At 73.0% G+C, this 15,742-nt stretch carries 18 protein-coding genes and 1 pseudogene; 7 read left to right on the top strand and 12 right to left on the bottom strand.

The annotated features are described in order from the left end of the window. The first annotated feature begins 116 nt into the window (after positions 1 to 116). From GCL84_RS07750 to GCL84_RS07740, 3 genes are all read left to right on the top strand, one after another. Complete coding sequence (locus GCL84_RS07750) at positions 117 to 1,760, top strand: DEAD/DEAH box helicase (RefSeq protein ID WP_235926064.1); 1,644 nt, start codon at positions 117 to 119, stop codon at positions 1,758 to 1,760. Between the two features lie 85 nt (positions 1,761 to 1,845). After that, positions 1,846 to 2,934 carry an Rv3212 family protein gene (locus GCL84_RS07745; RefSeq protein WP_156754696.1) on the top strand — a complete coding sequence of 363 codons (1,089 nt, stop codon included), beginning with the start codon at positions 1,846 to 1,848 and terminating at the stop codon, positions 2,932 to 2,934. Between the two features lie 57 nt (positions 2,935 to 2,991). Further along, a complete protein-coding gene (locus GCL84_RS07740) occupies positions 2,992 to 3,852 on the top strand; it encodes an alpha/beta fold hydrolase (protein WP_156754695.1) in 861 nt (286 codons plus the stop codon). Between the two features lie 3 nt (positions 3,853 to 3,855). Here the strand turns inward: GCL84_RS07740 and GCL84_RS07735 are convergent, their stop codons facing one another. After that, positions 3,856 to 4,485 (bottom strand): TetR/AcrR family transcriptional regulator, encoded by a 630-nt coding sequence (locus GCL84_RS07735; RefSeq protein WP_156754694.1) that lies wholly within the window; start codon positions 4,483 to 4,485, stop codon positions 3,856 to 3,858. A gap of 60 nt (positions 4,486 to 4,545) precedes the next feature. Here GCL84_RS07735 and GCL84_RS07730 point away from each other — a divergent pair, with 60 nt between their 5' ends. Further along, positions 4,546 to 5,409, top strand: a complete 864-nt coding sequence (locus tag GCL84_RS07730; RefSeq protein WP_156754693.1) for a cutinase family protein — start codon at positions 4,546 to 4,548, stop codon at positions 5,407 to 5,409. 7 nt (positions 5,410 to 5,416) lie between these two features. Here GCL84_RS07730 and GCL84_RS07725 read toward each other — a convergent pair whose 3' ends face one another. Genes GCL84_RS07725 through GCL84_RS07715 form a run of 3 tightly spaced genes read right to left on the bottom strand, consistent with a single transcriptional unit; the run spans position 5,417 to position 6,956 of the window. Next, positions 5,417 to 5,767 carry an ArsC/Spx/MgsR family protein gene (locus tag GCL84_RS07725; protein ID WP_156754692.1) on the bottom strand — a complete coding sequence of 117 codons (351 nt, stop codon included), beginning with the start codon at positions 5,765 to 5,767 and terminating at the stop codon, positions 5,417 to 5,419. 17 nt (positions 5,768 to 5,784) lie between these two features. Then, a complete protein-coding gene (locus tag GCL84_RS07720) occupies positions 5,785 to 6,150 on the bottom strand; it encodes a hypothetical protein (protein ID WP_235926063.1) in 366 nt (121 codons plus the stop codon). Next, on the bottom strand, positions 6,147 to 6,956 hold the full coding sequence (locus tag GCL84_RS07715) for a RecB family exonuclease (RefSeq protein WP_197523086.1): 810 nt from the start codon (positions 6,954 to 6,956) through the stop codon (positions 6,147 to 6,149). The genes GCL84_RS07720 and GCL84_RS07715 overlap by 4 nt, the downstream gene beginning before the upstream one ends. A gap of 252 nt (positions 6,957 to 7,208) precedes the next feature. Between GCL84_RS07715 and GCL84_RS07710 the strand changes: the two genes are divergently transcribed. Beyond that, entirely contained in the window at positions 7,209 to 8,369 is a 1,161-nt protein-coding gene (locus GCL84_RS07710; RefSeq protein WP_197523085.1) for a JmjC domain-containing protein, read from the top strand. Between the two features lie 13 nt (positions 8,370 to 8,382). Here GCL84_RS07710 and GCL84_RS07705 read toward each other — a convergent pair whose 3' ends face one another. The 3 genes from GCL84_RS07705 to GCL84_RS29160 form a co-directional block, all read right to left on the bottom strand. After that, positions 8,383 to 9,249, bottom strand: a complete 867-nt coding sequence (locus GCL84_RS07705; protein WP_156754689.1) for a PHP domain-containing protein — start codon at positions 9,247 to 9,249, stop codon at positions 8,383 to 8,385. 80 nt (positions 9,250 to 9,329) lie between these two features. Continuing rightward, positions 9,330 to 9,899, bottom strand: a complete 570-nt coding sequence (locus tag GCL84_RS07700) for a PH domain-containing protein (protein ID WP_156754688.1) — start codon at positions 9,897 to 9,899, stop codon at positions 9,330 to 9,332. A 16-nt stretch (positions 9,900 to 9,915) separates the two neighbouring features. Continuing rightward, positions 9,916 to 10,080: a hypothetical protein gene (locus tag GCL84_RS29160; protein WP_197523084.1), complete on the bottom strand. Its 165-nt coding sequence runs from the start codon at positions 10,078 to 10,080 to the stop codon at positions 9,916 to 9,918. 148 nt (positions 10,081 to 10,228) lie between these two features. On the opposite strand from GCL84_RS29160, the gene GCL84_RS07695 reads away from it, so the two are divergent. After that, complete coding sequence (locus tag GCL84_RS07695; RefSeq protein ID WP_156754687.1) at positions 10,229 to 10,657, top strand: NUDIX hydrolase; 429 nt, start codon at positions 10,229 to 10,231, stop codon at positions 10,655 to 10,657. 59 nt (positions 10,658 to 10,716) lie between these two features. Here the strand turns inward: GCL84_RS07695 and GCL84_RS07690 are convergent, their stop codons facing one another. Further along, positions 10,717 to 11,829 (bottom strand): DUF2332 domain-containing protein, encoded by a 1,113-nt coding sequence (locus GCL84_RS07690; RefSeq protein WP_156754686.1) that lies wholly within the window; start codon positions 11,827 to 11,829, stop codon positions 10,717 to 10,719. A 39-nt stretch (positions 11,830 to 11,868) separates the two neighbouring features. Continuing rightward, positions 11,869 to 12,372 carry a MaoC family dehydratase gene (locus GCL84_RS07685; RefSeq protein WP_156754685.1) on the bottom strand — a complete coding sequence of 168 codons (504 nt, stop codon included), beginning with the start codon at positions 12,370 to 12,372 and terminating at the stop codon, positions 11,869 to 11,871. 429 nt (positions 12,373 to 12,801) lie between these two features. Here GCL84_RS07685 and GCL84_RS07680 point away from each other — a divergent pair, with 429 nt between their 5' ends. Further along, entirely contained in the window at positions 12,802 to 13,887 is a 1,086-nt protein-coding gene (locus tag GCL84_RS07680) for a magnesium and cobalt transport protein CorA (RefSeq protein ID WP_156754684.1), read from the top strand. A gap of 192 nt (positions 13,888 to 14,079) precedes the next feature. On the opposite strand, the gene GCL84_RS07675 is transcribed toward GCL84_RS07680, so the two are convergent. The 3 genes and pseudogenes from GCL84_RS07675 to GCL84_RS29155 all read right to left on the bottom strand — a co-directional run. Next, positions 14,080 to 14,910: an ESX secretion-associated protein EspG gene (locus GCL84_RS07675; RefSeq protein WP_156754683.1), complete on the bottom strand. Its 831-nt coding sequence runs from the start codon at positions 14,908 to 14,910 to the stop codon at positions 14,080 to 14,082. Between the two features lie 6 nt (positions 14,911 to 14,916). Next, on the bottom strand, positions 14,917 to 15,300 hold the full coding sequence (locus GCL84_RS07670; protein ID WP_156754682.1) for a hypothetical protein: 384 nt from the start codon (positions 15,298 to 15,300) through the stop codon (positions 14,917 to 14,919). A 109-nt stretch (positions 15,301 to 15,409) separates the two neighbouring features. Next, a pseudogene (locus GCL84_RS29155) lies at positions 15,410 to 15,742 on the bottom strand (hypothetical protein); the annotation flags it as partial.

Below are 15,742 nucleotides of genomic sequence, written 5' to 3'. Positions count from 1 at the left end.
TCCCGCGCCCCTTGCGGCGGCGCGGTCGAGCGGCCCGACCAGGGCGCTGCGCGCTGGTATGAGAGAGGCTGATCACCCTGACGCGAGACAACGAGACCACCACCATCACCGACCCCGTGGAGCTGGAGCACAGCGAAGCGGGCGCTCCCGATGTCGACACCGCGCGCCCGCTCACCGCGGGCGCCCCGGTCGCCCCGACCTCCCCCACCTTCGCCGAGCTGGGCGTCCGGCCCGAGATCGTGCGGGCGCTGGGCGAGGCGGGCATCGAGCGCACGTTCGCCATCCAGGAGCTGACGCTGCCGCTGGCGCTGGCGGGCGACGACCTCATCGGCCAGGCCCGCACCGGCACCGGCAAGACCCTGGGCTTCGGCGTGCCGCTGCTGCAGCGGGTGGAGACCCCCGGCGACGGCACCCCCCAGGCGCTGGTGGTCGTGCCGACCCGCGAGCTGTGCCTGCAGGTCACCGCCGACATCCGCGACGCGGGCAAGCACCTGGGCGCGCGCGTGCTGTCCATCTACGGCGGTCGCCCCTACGAGCCGCAGGTCGCGGCGCTGACCAAGGGCGTCGACGTCGTCGTCGGCACCCCGGGCAGGCTGCTGGACCTGGCCGAGCAGCAGCACCTGGTGCTGGGCAAGGTCCGCATGCTGGTCCTCGACGAGGCCGACGAGATGCTCGACCTGGGCTTCCTGCCCGACATCGAGCGCATCCTGCGGATGGTGCCCGACGAGCGGCAGACGATGCTGTTCTCGGCGACCATGCCCGGCCCGATCATCACCCTGGCCCGCACGTTCCTCACCCAGCCCACGCACATCCGGGCCGAGGAGAACGACGCCAGCGCCGTCCACGAGCGCACCGAGCAGTTCGTCTACCGGGCGCACAACCTGGACAAGGTCGAGGTCATCGCCCGGTCGCTGCAGGCGCGGGGCCGCGGCCTGACCATGATCTTCACCCGGACCAAGCGCACCGCGCAGAAGGTCTCCGACGAGCTGGTCGAGCGCGGCTTCGCCGCCGGGGCCGTGCACGGCGACCTGGGCCAGGGCGCGCGCGAGCAGGCGCTGCGGGCGTTCCGCTCGGGCAAGGTCGACGTGCTGGTCTGCACCGACGTCGCCGCGCGTGGAATCGACGTGACCGATGTCACCCACGTCATCAACTACCAGTGCCCCGAGGACGAGAAGACCTACGTCCACCGCATCGGCCGCACCGGCCGCGCGGGCAAGACCGGCGTGGCGATCACGCTGGTCGACTGGGACGACGAGTCGCGCTGGAAGGGCATCAGCGACGCGCTCGGCCTGGACAAGCCCGCGCCGGTGGAGACCTACTCCACCTCGGCGCACCTGTTCACCGACCTGGACATCCCCGATGGCATGACCGGTCGGCTGCCGATGGCGCAGCGCACCCGCGCCGGGCTCGACGCGGAGCCGGAGGAGGACTTCGGCGGCAAGAAGCCGCGCACCCGCGACGGCGGGACGCAGCAGCGCACCCGCCGCACCAAGGCGACCGGCGCCGCGCGCCGCGCCGCCGGTGAGCCGGTCCGCCCGGCCGACGGGGACGAGGGCGCGGGTGGCGAGAGCAGGCCGCGCCGCCGTCGCCGCCGCCGTGGCGGGGTGGACTCCGCCGACGGCCAGTCGGAGGCCTCGGCCACCGAGCAGACCCCGGTCACCGAGGGCGGGGACGCGGGCGACAAGCCGTCCCGCCCGCGCCGCCGTCGCCGCCGCTCGGGCGTCGACACCACCTCGGACTCCGGCGCGCAGGCGGAGTAGGCGGCACCTCGACCAGCATGACCCGGCCGCACGCCGGTGGACAGCTCCCGCCCAGCGGACCCGCTTCCTGCCGCGCCGGGACGTGGTGGCCGCTGTCGGGATCGTCGTGGCGCTCGTCGCGGCCGGGGTGTTGGTGTGGCGGGGCAGCGAGTTCGCCGCGACCTCGTCGCCCACCAGCGACGACCTGGCTGCGGCCGCCGCACCGCCGACGACCGCGCCGACCGCGCTGCGCGAGGTGTGGCGGGCGGCCGGCGCGGCCCCGGCGGTGGCCGCCGGCGACGGCGGCGCTGTCCTGGGGCGCGACCCCCTGACCGGGGAGCCGCGCTGGTCCTACCGCCGCGACGTGCCGCTCTGCGCGGTGGCCTGGGCCGCTGCCGTGGCCGTGTTCGACAACGGCGGCGCGTGCAGCGAGGTGGTCGCGCTCGACGGGGTGACCGGCGCGCGCCAAGCCGCGCGGAACTCCGACGTCGGGCCCCAGGTCCACCTGGTCAGCGGCGGGGGGCGGCTGGTCGCAGGCGGCTGCTCAGCGCGTGGCGTTCGGACCTGGTCGAGACCGCCGAGTACGGACTCGTCCCGACCCCCGGTGAACCCGGACCCGGGCTGCGCGCACGAGTCGGCGCTGACCACCCCGCACACGATCGTGGTCTTGGAGCGCCGCGCGGACGAGGACGGCGACCGGACGACGGTGCTCGACGCGACACCGGACGAGCCGGAGGTCACCACCAGCCGCATCCTGCCCAGCGACCGGGCCCGGCTCGTCGCCGCCGACGACCAGCGGGTGGCCGTGGCGCTACCCGACCCGGACCGGGTCACCGTGCTCGACGCACGGGGCATCGAGGTCGCCACGCACACCGTCCGCTTCGGACCGCGGTCGCGGGCCACCTCCCTCCGGGGTGTGTTCACCTGGCACAACGGCGAAACGACCACTGGTCTGTCCACTGACGACTTCCGTCCGCTGTGGACTGTCCGGGACGCGCTCGGCCCGGCGACGGCGCTGGCGGGGCGGGTGCTGGTGCCCACGCGGACCGGGTACACCGTGCTCGCCCCGGCGGGCTGGCGCGTGGTCGACGAGATCCCGGTCGACCGGGGCGGGCACGGCGGTCCGGTGCTCAGCGCGACCGCCGGACCCATGGTCCTGGAGCAGCGCGGCGCCGACCTGGTCGCCCTGCGCTGACTGCGACCCTGGTCGCATCGCAACCACCGGGTCCCGCTCTGCGGCACACTCGAGACCATGCACTCTCAGGTCACCGCGCACAACGCTGAGCCGGTCGTCCTCTCGGGCAGGCACGGCGCCGTCGGCGGGCTGCGCCGCGCGGGCTCGGGCCCCCTGGCGCTGCTGGTCCCCGGCTACACCGGGTCGAAGGAGGACTTCGCGCCGGTGCTCGACCCGTTGGCCGAGGCGGGCTACGACGTGCTGGCCATCGACCTGCCCGGTCAGATGGACTCCCAGGGCCCGGACGACGAGACCTCCTACCTGCCCGAGCACCTGGGCGCGTTCCTGGCCGAGCTGATCGGCAAGCTGGCCGCCGACGGCAAGCCGGTCCTGCTGACCGGCCACTCCTACGGCGGCCTGGTGAGCCGCCGGGCCGTCCTCGCGGGCGCCCCGGTCGCCGGTCTGACCCTGCTGAGCAGCGGTCCGGCCGCGCTGCCGCCCGGCCCCCGCAGGCACATGCTCGACCTGGGCGAGCCGGTGATGCGCGAACGCGGCGTCGCCGAGGTGCACAAGATCTTGCAGACGATCAACTTGCAGACCCCGCGCTACCAGGCCATGGCCCCCGAGCACCGCGAGTTCCTCGCCGCCCGCTTCCTGCGCAACCAGGACGCGGCGCTGCTGGGCATGGGCGTGGGCCTGCGCACCGAGTCCGACCAGGTCGAGGTGCTGGCCCCGGTGCTGGTCGACCGCGGCATCCCGGCCCTGGTGGTGTGCGGGGAGAACGACGACGCGTGGCCCGCGGTGGCGCAGCAGGAGATGGCCGGGCGGCTGGGGGTGCCGTTCGAACTGCTCCAGAACACCGCGCACTCCCCCGCCTTGGAGAACCCGGCGGGGCTGCTGGCGGTGCTGCTGGAGCACTGGCGGGCCTGGCTCAGCTAGCCGTCACCTGAGCAAGTGGCGGACCAGGTCGGTCACCGGGGCGTGCAGGTCGGCGAGCCGCTCCGGCTCGTCGGCTGAGACAGCGCCCGCGACGAGGGAGCTCAGGCCCGCGGCCAGGAAGCGGGCGGCGAACTCCGGGTCGGGCAGCGCCCGCCAGGCCGGGTCGGGGCTGAACCCGGCGTGCACGGCCTGGGCGAAGCGGTCCTGGGCGGCGAAGCGGCGCTTGCGGGCCACCGGGCCCGCGGCGTAGCACTCCAGGAAGAACGTCCGCGTCACCGGCCACTGGTCGACCAGGGCGGCGAGGTAGCGGTTCAGCGCGCGGGTGAAGCGGTCGAGCGTGGGCACGTCCGCGAGCGGGGCCACGGCGGACACGACCATGCTCAGCACCAGGTCGGCGCAGCGGTCCAGGGTGGCCAGGAAGCAGTCCTCCTTGTCGGAGAACTGCTGGTAGAAGGTCTCCCGGGACACGTGGGCGCGGCGGAGCACGTCGGCCACGGTGGTCTTGGCGTAGCCCTTCTCGGACACCGCGTCCGCCATGCCGAGCAGGAGCTTGTCCCGCTGCGCCAGGCGCACGTCCTCGCGGCTGAGCCGGTGGCGGCCCCGGGGGAGGGCGGGGTATTCGCGGGAGGTCACGGGTGAAGCCTAACGGCGAATACGTGTACATCACTGTTCGCAAAGAGTATCTTCCACGCCATGATGCGGATCGCGATGTCATTGAGCCTGCTCGCCGCCGTCCTCGTCCCCGGGCAGGCCGCCGCGGCCGACCCGGGGTGCCCGGACCAGAGGATGTTCCAAGTGGGTGGCAACGGCGACCCGACGGCGCGGGTGTTCGACCGGGGCAACGCCGAACTGCCCGCGGGGGTGGACGCGGTGAAGGTGGTCTACCCGGCCGAGATCTGGCCACTGGACCCCAAGACCCTCGACGACTCCAACGCCGAGGGCCGCGCCGAGCTCGACCGGATGGTCACCGAGTTCCACGCGTCCTGCCCCGGCAGCCGGATCACGATCACCGGGTTCTCCCAGGGCGCGCTGGTCGCGGGCGACGTGCTGGGCGAGTACTCCCGGACCGACCGCATCCCGCACTCGCTGATCAACGGCGTCCTCTACGCCGACGCGCGCCGGGCGGGGGTCGGCGGCAAGCCGGGCGGGATCATGACCACGCTGCCCACGTTCGTCCCGGGGATCACGATGGGCGGCCCGCGCACCTTCGGCGACCTCCCGGTCGTCTCGCTGTGCAACCAGAACGACGGCATGTGCTACTCGGAGAACCCGCTGACCAACCTGCTGGCCTTCGCCAACGGCATCTACGGCTACCTCAACGGCGCGCACGGCCAGTACGACTTCCGACCGGTCACGCACTCGGGCAGCGCCAACACGGTCGTCGCGCAGCCGCCGCTGCTGCCCTACGGCCCGCCGCTGCCGCTGCCGATCCCCACGCCGTGGGAACTGGTCAACGGCAAACCCGCGGCCGGGGTCGTCAAGAACATCCGCGACGCCGTGGCACCCGTCCTGCCCTCGTCGTCCCGGCTCAGCGAGTTCCCGTTCCTCGGGGTCTGAGGGGCGACTACGGCGTCATGGCGTTCTTGAGCGCCTCCGGGTCGCGGACCACGAACGCCCGGTCGTCATCGGTGATGACGATCGGGCGTTCGATGAGCTCCGGGTTCTCGGCGAGCAGCGCCAGCCAGCGCGCCCGATCCCTCGGCTCGTCCGCCAGCCGCAGTTCGCGGGCCCTGGCCTCCTTCATCCTGGTGATGTCCCAGGGTTCGAGGCCGAGCTTGTCGAGGACCCCGGCCAACTCGGCCACCGACGGCGGGGCCTCGAGGTAGCGGCGCTCGACGTGGCCCGGGTGGGCCTCGTCGAGGGCGGCCTTGGCCGTGCGGGACTTCGAGCAGCGGGGGTTGTGCCAGATCTCCACGCGACGATTGTGCCCCGTCACGCCCACCAGAAGAACCAGACGGTCACACCCGTCAGGACGAACACCAGCAAGATCGCCAACCCGGCCTGCGGGCCCGCCCTGCGGTCGGCTTGGCGCTGCAGCAGGACCGCGGCCACCGCGCAGAACACGTGCACGATCACGGTCCAGACACCCGGTCCGGGGACGCCGTGGGCGGTGTCGAGGACCTGCAGGCCCAGGACGAGCAGGGCGAGCACGCACAGCCCCAGCGCGAGGGCGCCCGCCAGTTCGCGCCAGAAGCCGGAGCGGACGGCGGGGGTGTTGGGGGCGTCGTCGTCCGGGAGCGGGATCTCCACGGTGTTGACGTCCTCGCCCACGGGCAGTCGTTCGGTGGGACCGGTCACGGGGCAAGCATCGCCCATGGGTCCAGCGCGGGTCCAGCCGCCTGGCCGTCCGGGCAGCTCCGGCGGAAGTCGCACCACCCGCACTGGCGGCCGGGGACGGTCGGGAACAGCACGTCGCCGTCGCCGCCCGCCTTGTGCGTGTCGATCGCGAGCTGGAACTCGTCGGCGCTCTCCTGCGCCCGGGACAGGTGCCTGGCCAGCGAGGCGTCGGTGTGCTCCCAGGTCGCGACGGACCCGGACGGCAGGTGGTGCAGCTCGACCTTGGCGCACGGGCGGCGCAGGGTGCGGCGGGCGGCGAGCACGTAGAGCGCGAGCGCCTGCGAGCCGCGGGCGTCGTCGCTGGTCAGCACGTGGCGGCCGGTCTTGTAGTCGACGATGACCACCTCGTCGCCGCGCTGGTCGATGCGGTCGACCCGGCCCTCGGCGACGATCGTGCCGACCGGCGCGGACACCCAGCGCTCGAGGCCGACCGGGTCGTCGGTGACGTCGGTGTCGGCGACGTAGTCGCGCACCCAGCCCGCCGCGCGCTCGCGGAACACGCCCGCCTGGGCCGAGTCGGCGAAGCCGTCGTCCTTCCAGTGCGCGCCCACCAGGGCGGCGGCCTGCTCCGGGGACCGCCGGTCCACCGGCAGGTCGAACAGCGCCTTGAGCGCGTTGTGCACGACAGCGCCGAGGGTGCTGTGCGCCCACGCCCCGCCGCGCGGCGGGGTGGGCCGGTCGACGTAGGTCATCCGGAACCGGCGCGGGCAGTCCTGCCACGTCGCCAGCTTCGACGGCGTGACCTTGACCAGTTTGCGCGGCATCATGTCGAACCCGAGCTGATCTTGCACGCCGTCCACGGTACGCAGCCGCACCGACAGTTCCGCGCGCGGGCGCGGACGCCCGGTTTCAAGCAGGCTTGAAAGCGAGCAATCGGTCCCCAATTATTGTTGGAATAATCCGGCGGACACGCCCGGGAAAACGAATCCGAGTAATCGCGCCGCCGCCGGAATGGTCCGCGACGGACCGCCTTGTTCGTAGTATGGCGATCCACGAACACCGCATTTCTTGGGGGCAGGTTGACCACACCCACATTCACGGACCTGGCGGGCGACACCGAGGCCTTCTTCACCGCGCACTTCCGCAGGCGGCCCTTGGTGCGCACGGGCGCGGTGCCCGCGCCGCAGCGGCTGCTGACCGTCGCCGACCTCGACGAACTGCTCGACCTCGGCGCAGTGCGGGCGCCGCGCGTGCTGGTGCTGCGCGGGGGCGTCCCGGTGGCCGAGTCGAGCTACACCGCCCCCGGCGGGGCCGCCGACACCGCCGTCGCCGACCAGGTGGCGCCGGAGCGGGTGCACGAGCTGTTCCGGTCCGGGGCCACGGTCTGCTGGACCGACCTGGACACCGTGCGCCCGGCGCTGCGCGACCTGGCCGCCGAGCTGGCGGCCGCCTTCGCCGCCCCGGCCGACGTGCGCGCGTTCCTGACCCCGGCGGGGGCGCCGCGCACCGGCCTGGCCCACGAGGACGACGTGGACCAGTTCCTGGTGCAGGTGGCGGGGGTGCAGCGGGTGCGGACGTGGCCGCGGGGGCGCCACGCCTCGTCCGCGGCCGAGCTGGGGGCCCAGGAGGTGGACGTCGAGCTGCGCGCGGGCGACGTGCTGTACCTGCCGTCGGACACCTCGCACTTCGCCAGGGCGGGGGACGCGGTGTCGCTGGTGGTCGCCGTACGCGTGCGCCCGAGGACGTGGGCCCAGCTCCTCGGGGAGGTCGTGGCGGGCATCGTCACCGACGACCCGGCTTTCGCCGACGTGCCGAGGATGGACGCCCGCTCCCGCGCCGAGCAGGCCAGGGCCCTGCTGCACCGCGTCGGCCTGCTCGAGGAGCGCCTCGGCGACCTGGACCCGGTCGACGAGGTGCACCGCCTCGCCGCCCCCGCGCCCCGGCCGCGCCGGGGGTTCCTGGACACGGCCAGGGTGGACACCGCCCACGCGGACTCGGTCTTCGGCCGCGGCCCGGTCGACCTGGACTTCGGCGTGACCGCCGAGGGCAGCACCGAGCTGCGGGTGTCGGGCCGGGACATGGTCTACCGGCTGCCCGCCGAACTGGTCGGCATGCTGCGCGAGCTGGGGTCCGACGGCACGGTCCGGGCCGCGGAGCTGTTCCCGGGGGCCGCGGAGTCCGAGTCGGTCGCGATGGCCAAGCGGCTGGCCAGGATGGGCATCCTGACCCAGGTCCACTGACGGTCAGGCGGGCTCAGCGGGGGCCGTGGACCAGCTTGGCCCCGGAGGCCCGGTCGGCGATGGCGGCCAGCACGTCGGGGTGCGTGGTCTCGGCGGCGATCGGGGTGGTCTTGTTCGTGCCGTGGTAGTCGCTGGAGCCGGTGCTGAGCAGGTCCAGCCGGGCGGCCAGGGCGCGCAGCTCGGCGCGGGCGGCGGCGTCGTGGTCGGGGTGGTCGACCTCGACCCCGTCCAGGCCCGCGGCGGCCAGGTCGGCGATCACCGCGGGGGTGACCACCGGGCCGCGGCGGTGGGCGAAGCCGTGCGCGAGGACGGTGACCCCGCCCGCGGCCTTGATCATCTCGATGGCCTGGACGACCGGGGTCCGGCGGCTGGGCACGAAGTAGCCCGTGCGGCCGTGCAGCAGCGACGCGAACGCCTCGGTCACCGAGCCGACCACGCCCGCGCGCACGAGGGCCTGGGCGAGGTGCGGGCGGCCCGCGGTGGCGTTCGCGGGCAGCCCGGCGAGCAGCGTGTCGGCGTCGACCGGGTAGCCGTCCGCGGCCATCTTGCCCGCCATGGCGTGCAGCCGGGTGCGGCGGTCGGCCCTGGTGCGGGCGTGCTCGGCCACGACCTCCTCGGCCTCCGGGTCGAACAGGTACGCCAGCAGGTGCACCGTGCAGCGCCCGCCCCGGCCGTCCGCTGCCGAGCAGGTCAGCTCCGCGCCGCGGACCAGGGTCAGCCCCGGGGGCAGCGCCGCCTCGGCCTCGGCCCAGCCCGCGGTGGTGTCGTGGTCGGTGATGGCGACCGCGTCGAGGCCAGCGCGGGCGGCGGTGGCGACCAGCTCCGCGGGACTGTCGGTCCCGTCGGAGGCGGTGGAGTGGCAGTGGAGGTCGATCCGCACACCGGCCAGTCTGTCCGATGGGACCGGCCGGGGCGCAGGCAGTGCGTGCTAAGCCACGGTCGAGGCCGAGGCGGGCCCGCTCAGCCGACGGGCTTCTTCTTGCGGCCGATGCGGGCCAGGCGCTGTGCCTTGATCATGGAGAACCGGTCCGCCTGGGCCTTCTTGTCGCCGAACACCAACTCGGAGATGGCGTCGTTGACCTGCTCGGGCTTGGGCAGGAAGTGGATCTGGTTCAGCGCCTGGATCTGACCGGCGGACTCCACCACGATCGTGCCGTAGCCGAGCACCCGGCCGGTCACGGTGCGCTTGAAGGTGAGGTCGGTGACCTTGCCGATCGGCATCATGAGCACCCGGGTGGTGAACACACCCGTGGTCATCATGAACCGCTTGTCGGTGACCACGATCCGCTCGACCCACCAGGAGATGACCTGGTAGGTGAACCGCAGCAGCACCACGAGCGCCACGTACCAAAGGATGTTCTGCACGAGCCACATCGACGGCGGCATGACGTAGGAGATCATCACGCAGACGGCCAGCAGAGCGACCGCCTCGAAGACCTCCCACGCCAAGCTGGCCCAGTGCCTGCGCACCCGGATGACCCGGCGTTCGGAGTCGAGCAGGTACTCGTCTGGGTCCCTGGGTGCGAACATGGGCTGACTTTACCGCTCAGCCGGTGAAAACGGTTCGCACGAAGGTGATCACCGCTTCGGCTCCCTCGCGCAAGGATTGGATGATCGAGTTCACGATCCCGGCAGACTGGACTGGCTGCGTCACGAGGAAGAAGATGAGCAACGCTGCCCCAGTCAAGATCAGAACCTTCTTGACGTCCACTGCGATCTACCCCGTTCCGTGTACGCGCGCCGGATGGCGAGCCCTGGTGAAAACCGTTGTACCGCACCGGGCGGCGGTTGGGGAGCCTAGTAAGGCGCTTGGGGCAAAGCCCAACCCGACGCCCCGATGACGGCTACGCTGCGTGTTCATGACCGGAGACGGGATTCGGCGGATCAGGTGCGTCGGCGCACTGGTCCGTGACGCTGGGGGGCGGCTGCTGCTGGTGCGCCGAGCGCACGATCCGGGGCGCGGCCAGTGGTCGCTACCTGGCGGAAAGGTGGAGCCGGGTGAGTCGGACCCGCGGGCGCTTGCTCGCGAGGTGCGTGAAGAGACCGGCCTCGAGGTGGTCGTGGGCGCGCTCATTGGCACCGTTGAACGAGAGGCACCGAACGGCGTCTTCCGGATAGCCGATTACGCGTGCGCCGTCACGGGCGGTGATCTCCGGGCCGGAGACGACGCCGATGACGTGTTGTGGGCCGACCTTGCGACCTTCGACACACTGGATCGGAGTAACGGTTTGGTGGCCCATTTGGCGGACACTCTCCGTGGTTGGGGCGCGCTCCCCCCTTGCGGGTGACGCTCCTGGTCAGCGCCGCGGTGCTCCATTCGCGAGCGCCCCACGCCGGCGGGAAAACGTCAGGCGAGCCAGGTCATGCGCTGACCGTGCATGGCGGTGCGCGCGAGCGCGGTCGCCTCCGGAACTCCACCCGCCCAGGTGGTGATCCCCAGCGCCGCGAAGGCGGGCTCGTCCGGCCCGGGCGCGAGGTCGTCGCGGCCGGGCAGCACGACGTCCAACCCGGCCCGGTAGGCCTCCTGGCTGACCCACCACAGCCTGCGCCTGCCCGCCAGCTCGCCCAGCGCGGCGATGAACGCCGACCGCTCCTCCGAGGACAAGTACGACAGCACGTGGCTGGTGAGCACCACCAGCGGCATGTCCCTGGGCACCAGCGCCGCCGCGCCCGCCAGGCCCTCGACGGCGTCGCCGCGCACGAACTCCGGCTTGGCCGAGCGCTGCACGGCCGCCGCCGTGCCCAGCAGCCGCCGCCGCTCGGGCTGGTCGGCCCAGACGCAGGCCTCCAGCCAGGCCAGCTCGTCCTCGTCGGCCAGGTCGACCGGGGCGCGGTCCAGGCCGACCCTGGCGGCCACGGCCAGCTTCTTCGGGATCGCGGGCAGCGTGGCGCCCGGGGCCAGCTCCAGCGCGCAGTGCAGGCCGAGGGCGGCCTTGGCCGGTCCGGCGGCCACCTGGCCCGCGCCCTCGGTCTGGTAGCGGTAGGCGTACTTGTCCATCGCCAGCAGCAGACCGCCGCTGCAGCCGACCTCGAGCAGGCCGACCGGGGCCTTGGCCTGCTTGGCGGCCAGCGCCACCGCCGGGTAGAGCACGGCGGCGCGGCGGACCTCGTTGGTCTGGGTGGTGCGGGCGGCGATGAGCGCGCGCACGCGGTCGGCGCGCTCGACGACGAACTGCCGCCACAGCGGCCAGGTGCCGCCGTCGAGGCCGTAGCTGCCGCCCATCGAGGGGTAGTAGTTGACCAGCTCGTGGAACGGCTCGGCCTGCACGACCCGGTGCACGGCGGCCAGCAGCAGCGTGGGGTGGGCGAACGCGGCGGGGGCCGCGGTGAGCAGGCCCGCGACCTCGTCGTCCTCGGCGGCCCGCTCGGCGAGGTGGGCGTAGAGCGGGGACTCGCCCGCGGCCTCCCGCGCGGCGAAGCGCCGCAACCGGCCCCTGATGTCGTCCAGGCTCGCGGTCACGGCGCTTCCCCTCTCCGGCGGTGCGGGTCCGCCCAGGCGTCAGGCCTTCGGCTCGGGACGGCCCGGCTGCTCCCCGCCGCGCGCGTCCCCGTAGGAGCGCTTAGGCACCATCACCTTGCGGCGGAAGATGCAAACTACCGTCCCGTCCTGCTTGTAGCCCCGGGTTTCGACGTAGACCACGCCGCGGTCGTCCTTCGACTTGGACGGCGTCTTGTCGAGCACCTCGGTCTCACCGTAGATCGTGTCACCGTGGAACGTCGGCTTCACGTGCCGCAGCGACTCGACCTCGAGGTTCGCGATCGCCTTGCCCGAGACGTCGGCGACCGACATGCCCAGCAGCAGCGAGTAGATGTAGTTGCCCACCACCACGTTCTTGCCGAAGTCCGTGGTGTTCTCGGCGTAGTTGACGTCCATGTGCAGCGGGTGGTGGTTCATGGTGATCAGGCAGAACAGGTGGTCGTCGTACTCGGTGACCGTCTTGCCGGGCCAGTGCTTGTAGACAGCGCCGACCTCGAACTCCTCGTAGTACCGCCCGAACTGCACTGTTCCTCCAACGAAGGTGGCCGGCCCGTAAGTGACCGGCGGGTAACCCGCACTGTGACCGGCCTCGGCGCGGCGCGCAACCGGTGTGTGAGAGAGCGCATTCGCCCGCCGTGCCCCGAGATTTCCCCGGGTCGACCCCGGGCCGCCGCCCTGGTGGAGTACGCTGTCCTTCCGGCAGGCCCGACACATTCGGTGGCGGCTGCCCCTAACCAGAGGAGGTGAGGACGCCGGTGAGCGACCCGCATGGTCATGACAGCGCGAGTGGTTGCAGTAGTACCCGCGTCCCCTCCGATGGCGCTCGCCGCTGACGCAGGCGCCTGAACACCCGGCAGGGACGCTCCGCTCCGGCTGGCCCGCGTGGCCGCCGGTCCCCATCGCGCCCACGCCTCGCCCGGTCCGTTGACCGGGTGGCGCAGCCAGGAGGCCCACATGCCCTCTCTGCCCTCGTTCGGCGGTCTGCGCGGCCGCGGCCGCGCCAACCAGCAGCAGCCAGCGGCCCCGCTGTCGGTTCCGCTGTCCGCCTACGTCGTCGACTGCGCGGTCTACGTCGACGGTGAGCGGCTGCCCGGCCGGTGGACGCACATCGCCGCCGTCGCCGAGGTGCGCGAGCGCGGCGAGGGGTTCGTCTGGATCGGCCTGCACGAGCCGGACGAGCGCCAGATCCAGGGCGTGGCGGAGACCTTCGGCCTGCACGAGCTGGCCGTCGAGGACGCGGTGCACGCCCACCAGCGGCCGAAGCTGGAGCGCTACGACGACAACCTGTTCATGGTCCTCAAGACCGTGCGCTACGTCGAGCACGAGTCGCCCACCTCGGCCAACGAGATCGTCGAGACCGGCGAGATCATGGCCTTCCTCGGCTCGGACTACATCGTGACCGTCCGGCACGGCAAGCACTCCGCGCTGCACAGCCTGCGCGAGGAGCTGGAGGCCGCCCCCGAGCGGCTGCGCGGCGGCCCCGCCGCGGTGCTGCACGGCATCGCCGACCACGTCGTCGACACCTACCTGGCGGTCAGCGCGGCGTTCGAGAACGACATCGACGAGATCGAGAAGGCCGTGTTCGCCCCGCGCAGCCCGATCAGCGCCGAGCAGATGTACCTGATGAAGCGGGAGATCCTGGAGCTGCGCCGGGCGGTGATGCCGCTGGCCACCCCGCTGCGCAGGCTCGCCGAGGGCTGCTCGCCGCTGGTCCCGGAGCAGGTGCGCTCCTACTTCCGCGACGTCGACGACCACCTGACCACCGTCACCGAGCGGGTGACCAGCTTCGACGAGCTGCTCACCACCCTGGTCGACGCCACCCAGGCCAAGATCACGCTCCAGCAGAACACCGACATGCGCAAGATCACCTCGTGGGCGGCGATCATCGCCATCCCGACCATGGTGGCGGGCATCTACGGCATGAACTTCGAGTACATGCCCGAGACGACCTGGCGCTTCGGCTACCCCGGCGTAATGCTGCTGATCTTCATTGCCTGCGTGCTGCTGTACCGCATCTTCCGCCGGAACCGATGGCTGTAGCGGGGCCGAGCGCCCCGCTGCACCGGTTCGGGTCAGCACGACGCTGACCACTGCCCCGCCCACCCCCTCGACGGGAGGTCGACCATGACCCGGCTCCTGACCAACCTGAAGTTCTGGCTCACCGCGGTGATCATCACCTGGATCACGGTGGTGACCGTGCTCGTCTCGGGGATGCCCGGCAAGTAGCCGGGGTCAGCGCGCCCTGGCGACCAGGGCGCGCAGCTCGCCGCGCAGCTCGTCCGGTGGCAGCGGGTTCACGCTGAGCCAGCCCCGCTCCTCGGTGGCCAGCCGCAGCCTGCCCCGGGGGGTGTCGATCCAGCGCACCTCGTCCCCGACCCGGCGCCACTGGTCCTCGGTGTCGTCGCGCACCGCCAGACCGGCCTGGCCGCTGGCGACGACCGGGTGCAGCGCGGCGACCATGCGCCGGGCCACCGCCTCGTCCACGCCGTGCCGGGCCAGCAGCTCGTCGAGCTCGGCCGGGCTGAACGGGCGCGGCTCGGCGTCGTCGTCCGGGTCCTCGGGGACCCGGGTGAGGATCTGCGCGAAGACCTGCTCCAAGGCCTTGTGCGGCAAGGAGAACGGGGCCGAGCGCGGCGCGTCGGCGCGCGGGATGGCCGCGGCGGCGCGGCGCACGGCCTCGTCGGTGCCCGCGGCGTGCATGCGGATCACGCCGAACGGGTCGTCGAAGTCCTGGGTGACGACGAGGGCGTCGTCCTTGACCACCATGAGCGCCACCCCCACCCGGCCGCGGCCCTCCCGGTCGACGACCAGGTCGACCACGCCGGTGCAGGCGCGCAGCAGGTAGACGAACTCCTCCGCGACGCCCAGCGGCCCGCGCTCGTCGGCCAGGTCGCGCTCGCCCAGCGCCATGGCGGCGTCGTGGAACAGCACCATGCGCTCCTCGGCGGAGGCCCCGGCGGCGGGCAGCTCCAACGGGAACGGCGGGGCGACCTCGGCGAAGGCGCACAACAGGTCGACCTCGACCGGGTGCAGGGCCACCCCAGCCGCGCTCCGCAGCTCCATCGCGGGCTAGGCCCCGTCGTCGCGGAACCGGGCCGCGGCGCTGGAGTCGCTCTGCTCGTAGTTCGCGGCCGACTTCTCCGCGCTGGAGACGAACTCCTCCATGCGCCGCAGGGCCTCCTCGAGCTGGCCCTTGAGCCCGGCCTCGCCCGCCAGCCGCTCGGTGAACTTCTCCGCCAGCTCCTGGCCGGTGGGGCTGGTGCCCAGCATCGGCAGGAAGTCGGGGCTGGCCAGCTCGGCGACGTCGGCGAAGATGGCGTCGAGGTCGGCGCGCACCTCCTGCACGGCCGCGGCGAACTCCTTGACCTGCGCCGGGTCCACCTGCCAGCCCGCGTCGCCGGTCACCGGGTTGGGATCGGCGGCAGGGGTGGCGCCGGGTTCGTCGATGTACACAGCTTCGCCTCTCTTAGGGCGTGTCGTGGGGGTCTCGTTCGATGGGAGTCGTGCCGTCAGGGGCCGCGTCCAGCGCGGCTACCGCGAACACTGGCCCCCACGACGCGCCCTAACCGCCGATGACGGGCGGGGCTGACCTCATGTCCGAGGTGGTGAACGGGTCTTCCTCGATCGGCACGCGCCGCTTGTGCTCGCGATCGTCCTCGCGGTCGCGGTTGGCCCCGGCCCCCGTCCCGTAGCCGTGGCCGGACTCGGCGAAGCCGGTGGCGCGGCCGAAGCGGCCGGGCTTGCCATTGCGGCGGGCCTCCTCGCCGGGAACCAGGGCGCCGCCGCGGTTGTCGCGCTTGACCTCGTCGCCGTCGGGGAGCAGGGTCCCGCCGCGCACGCCTGCCGCGCGGCCGGTCCTGCGGCGCACCTCGTCCTCGTCGGTGAACATGCCCGC

This window comes from Actinokineospora pegani (genome assembly GCF_009745975.1).
Classification (GTDB): domain Bacteria; phylum Actinomycetota; class Actinomycetes; order Mycobacteriales; family Pseudonocardiaceae; genus Actinokineospora; species Actinokineospora pegani.
This window is presented reverse-complemented; position numbering and strand designations above follow the sequence as displayed.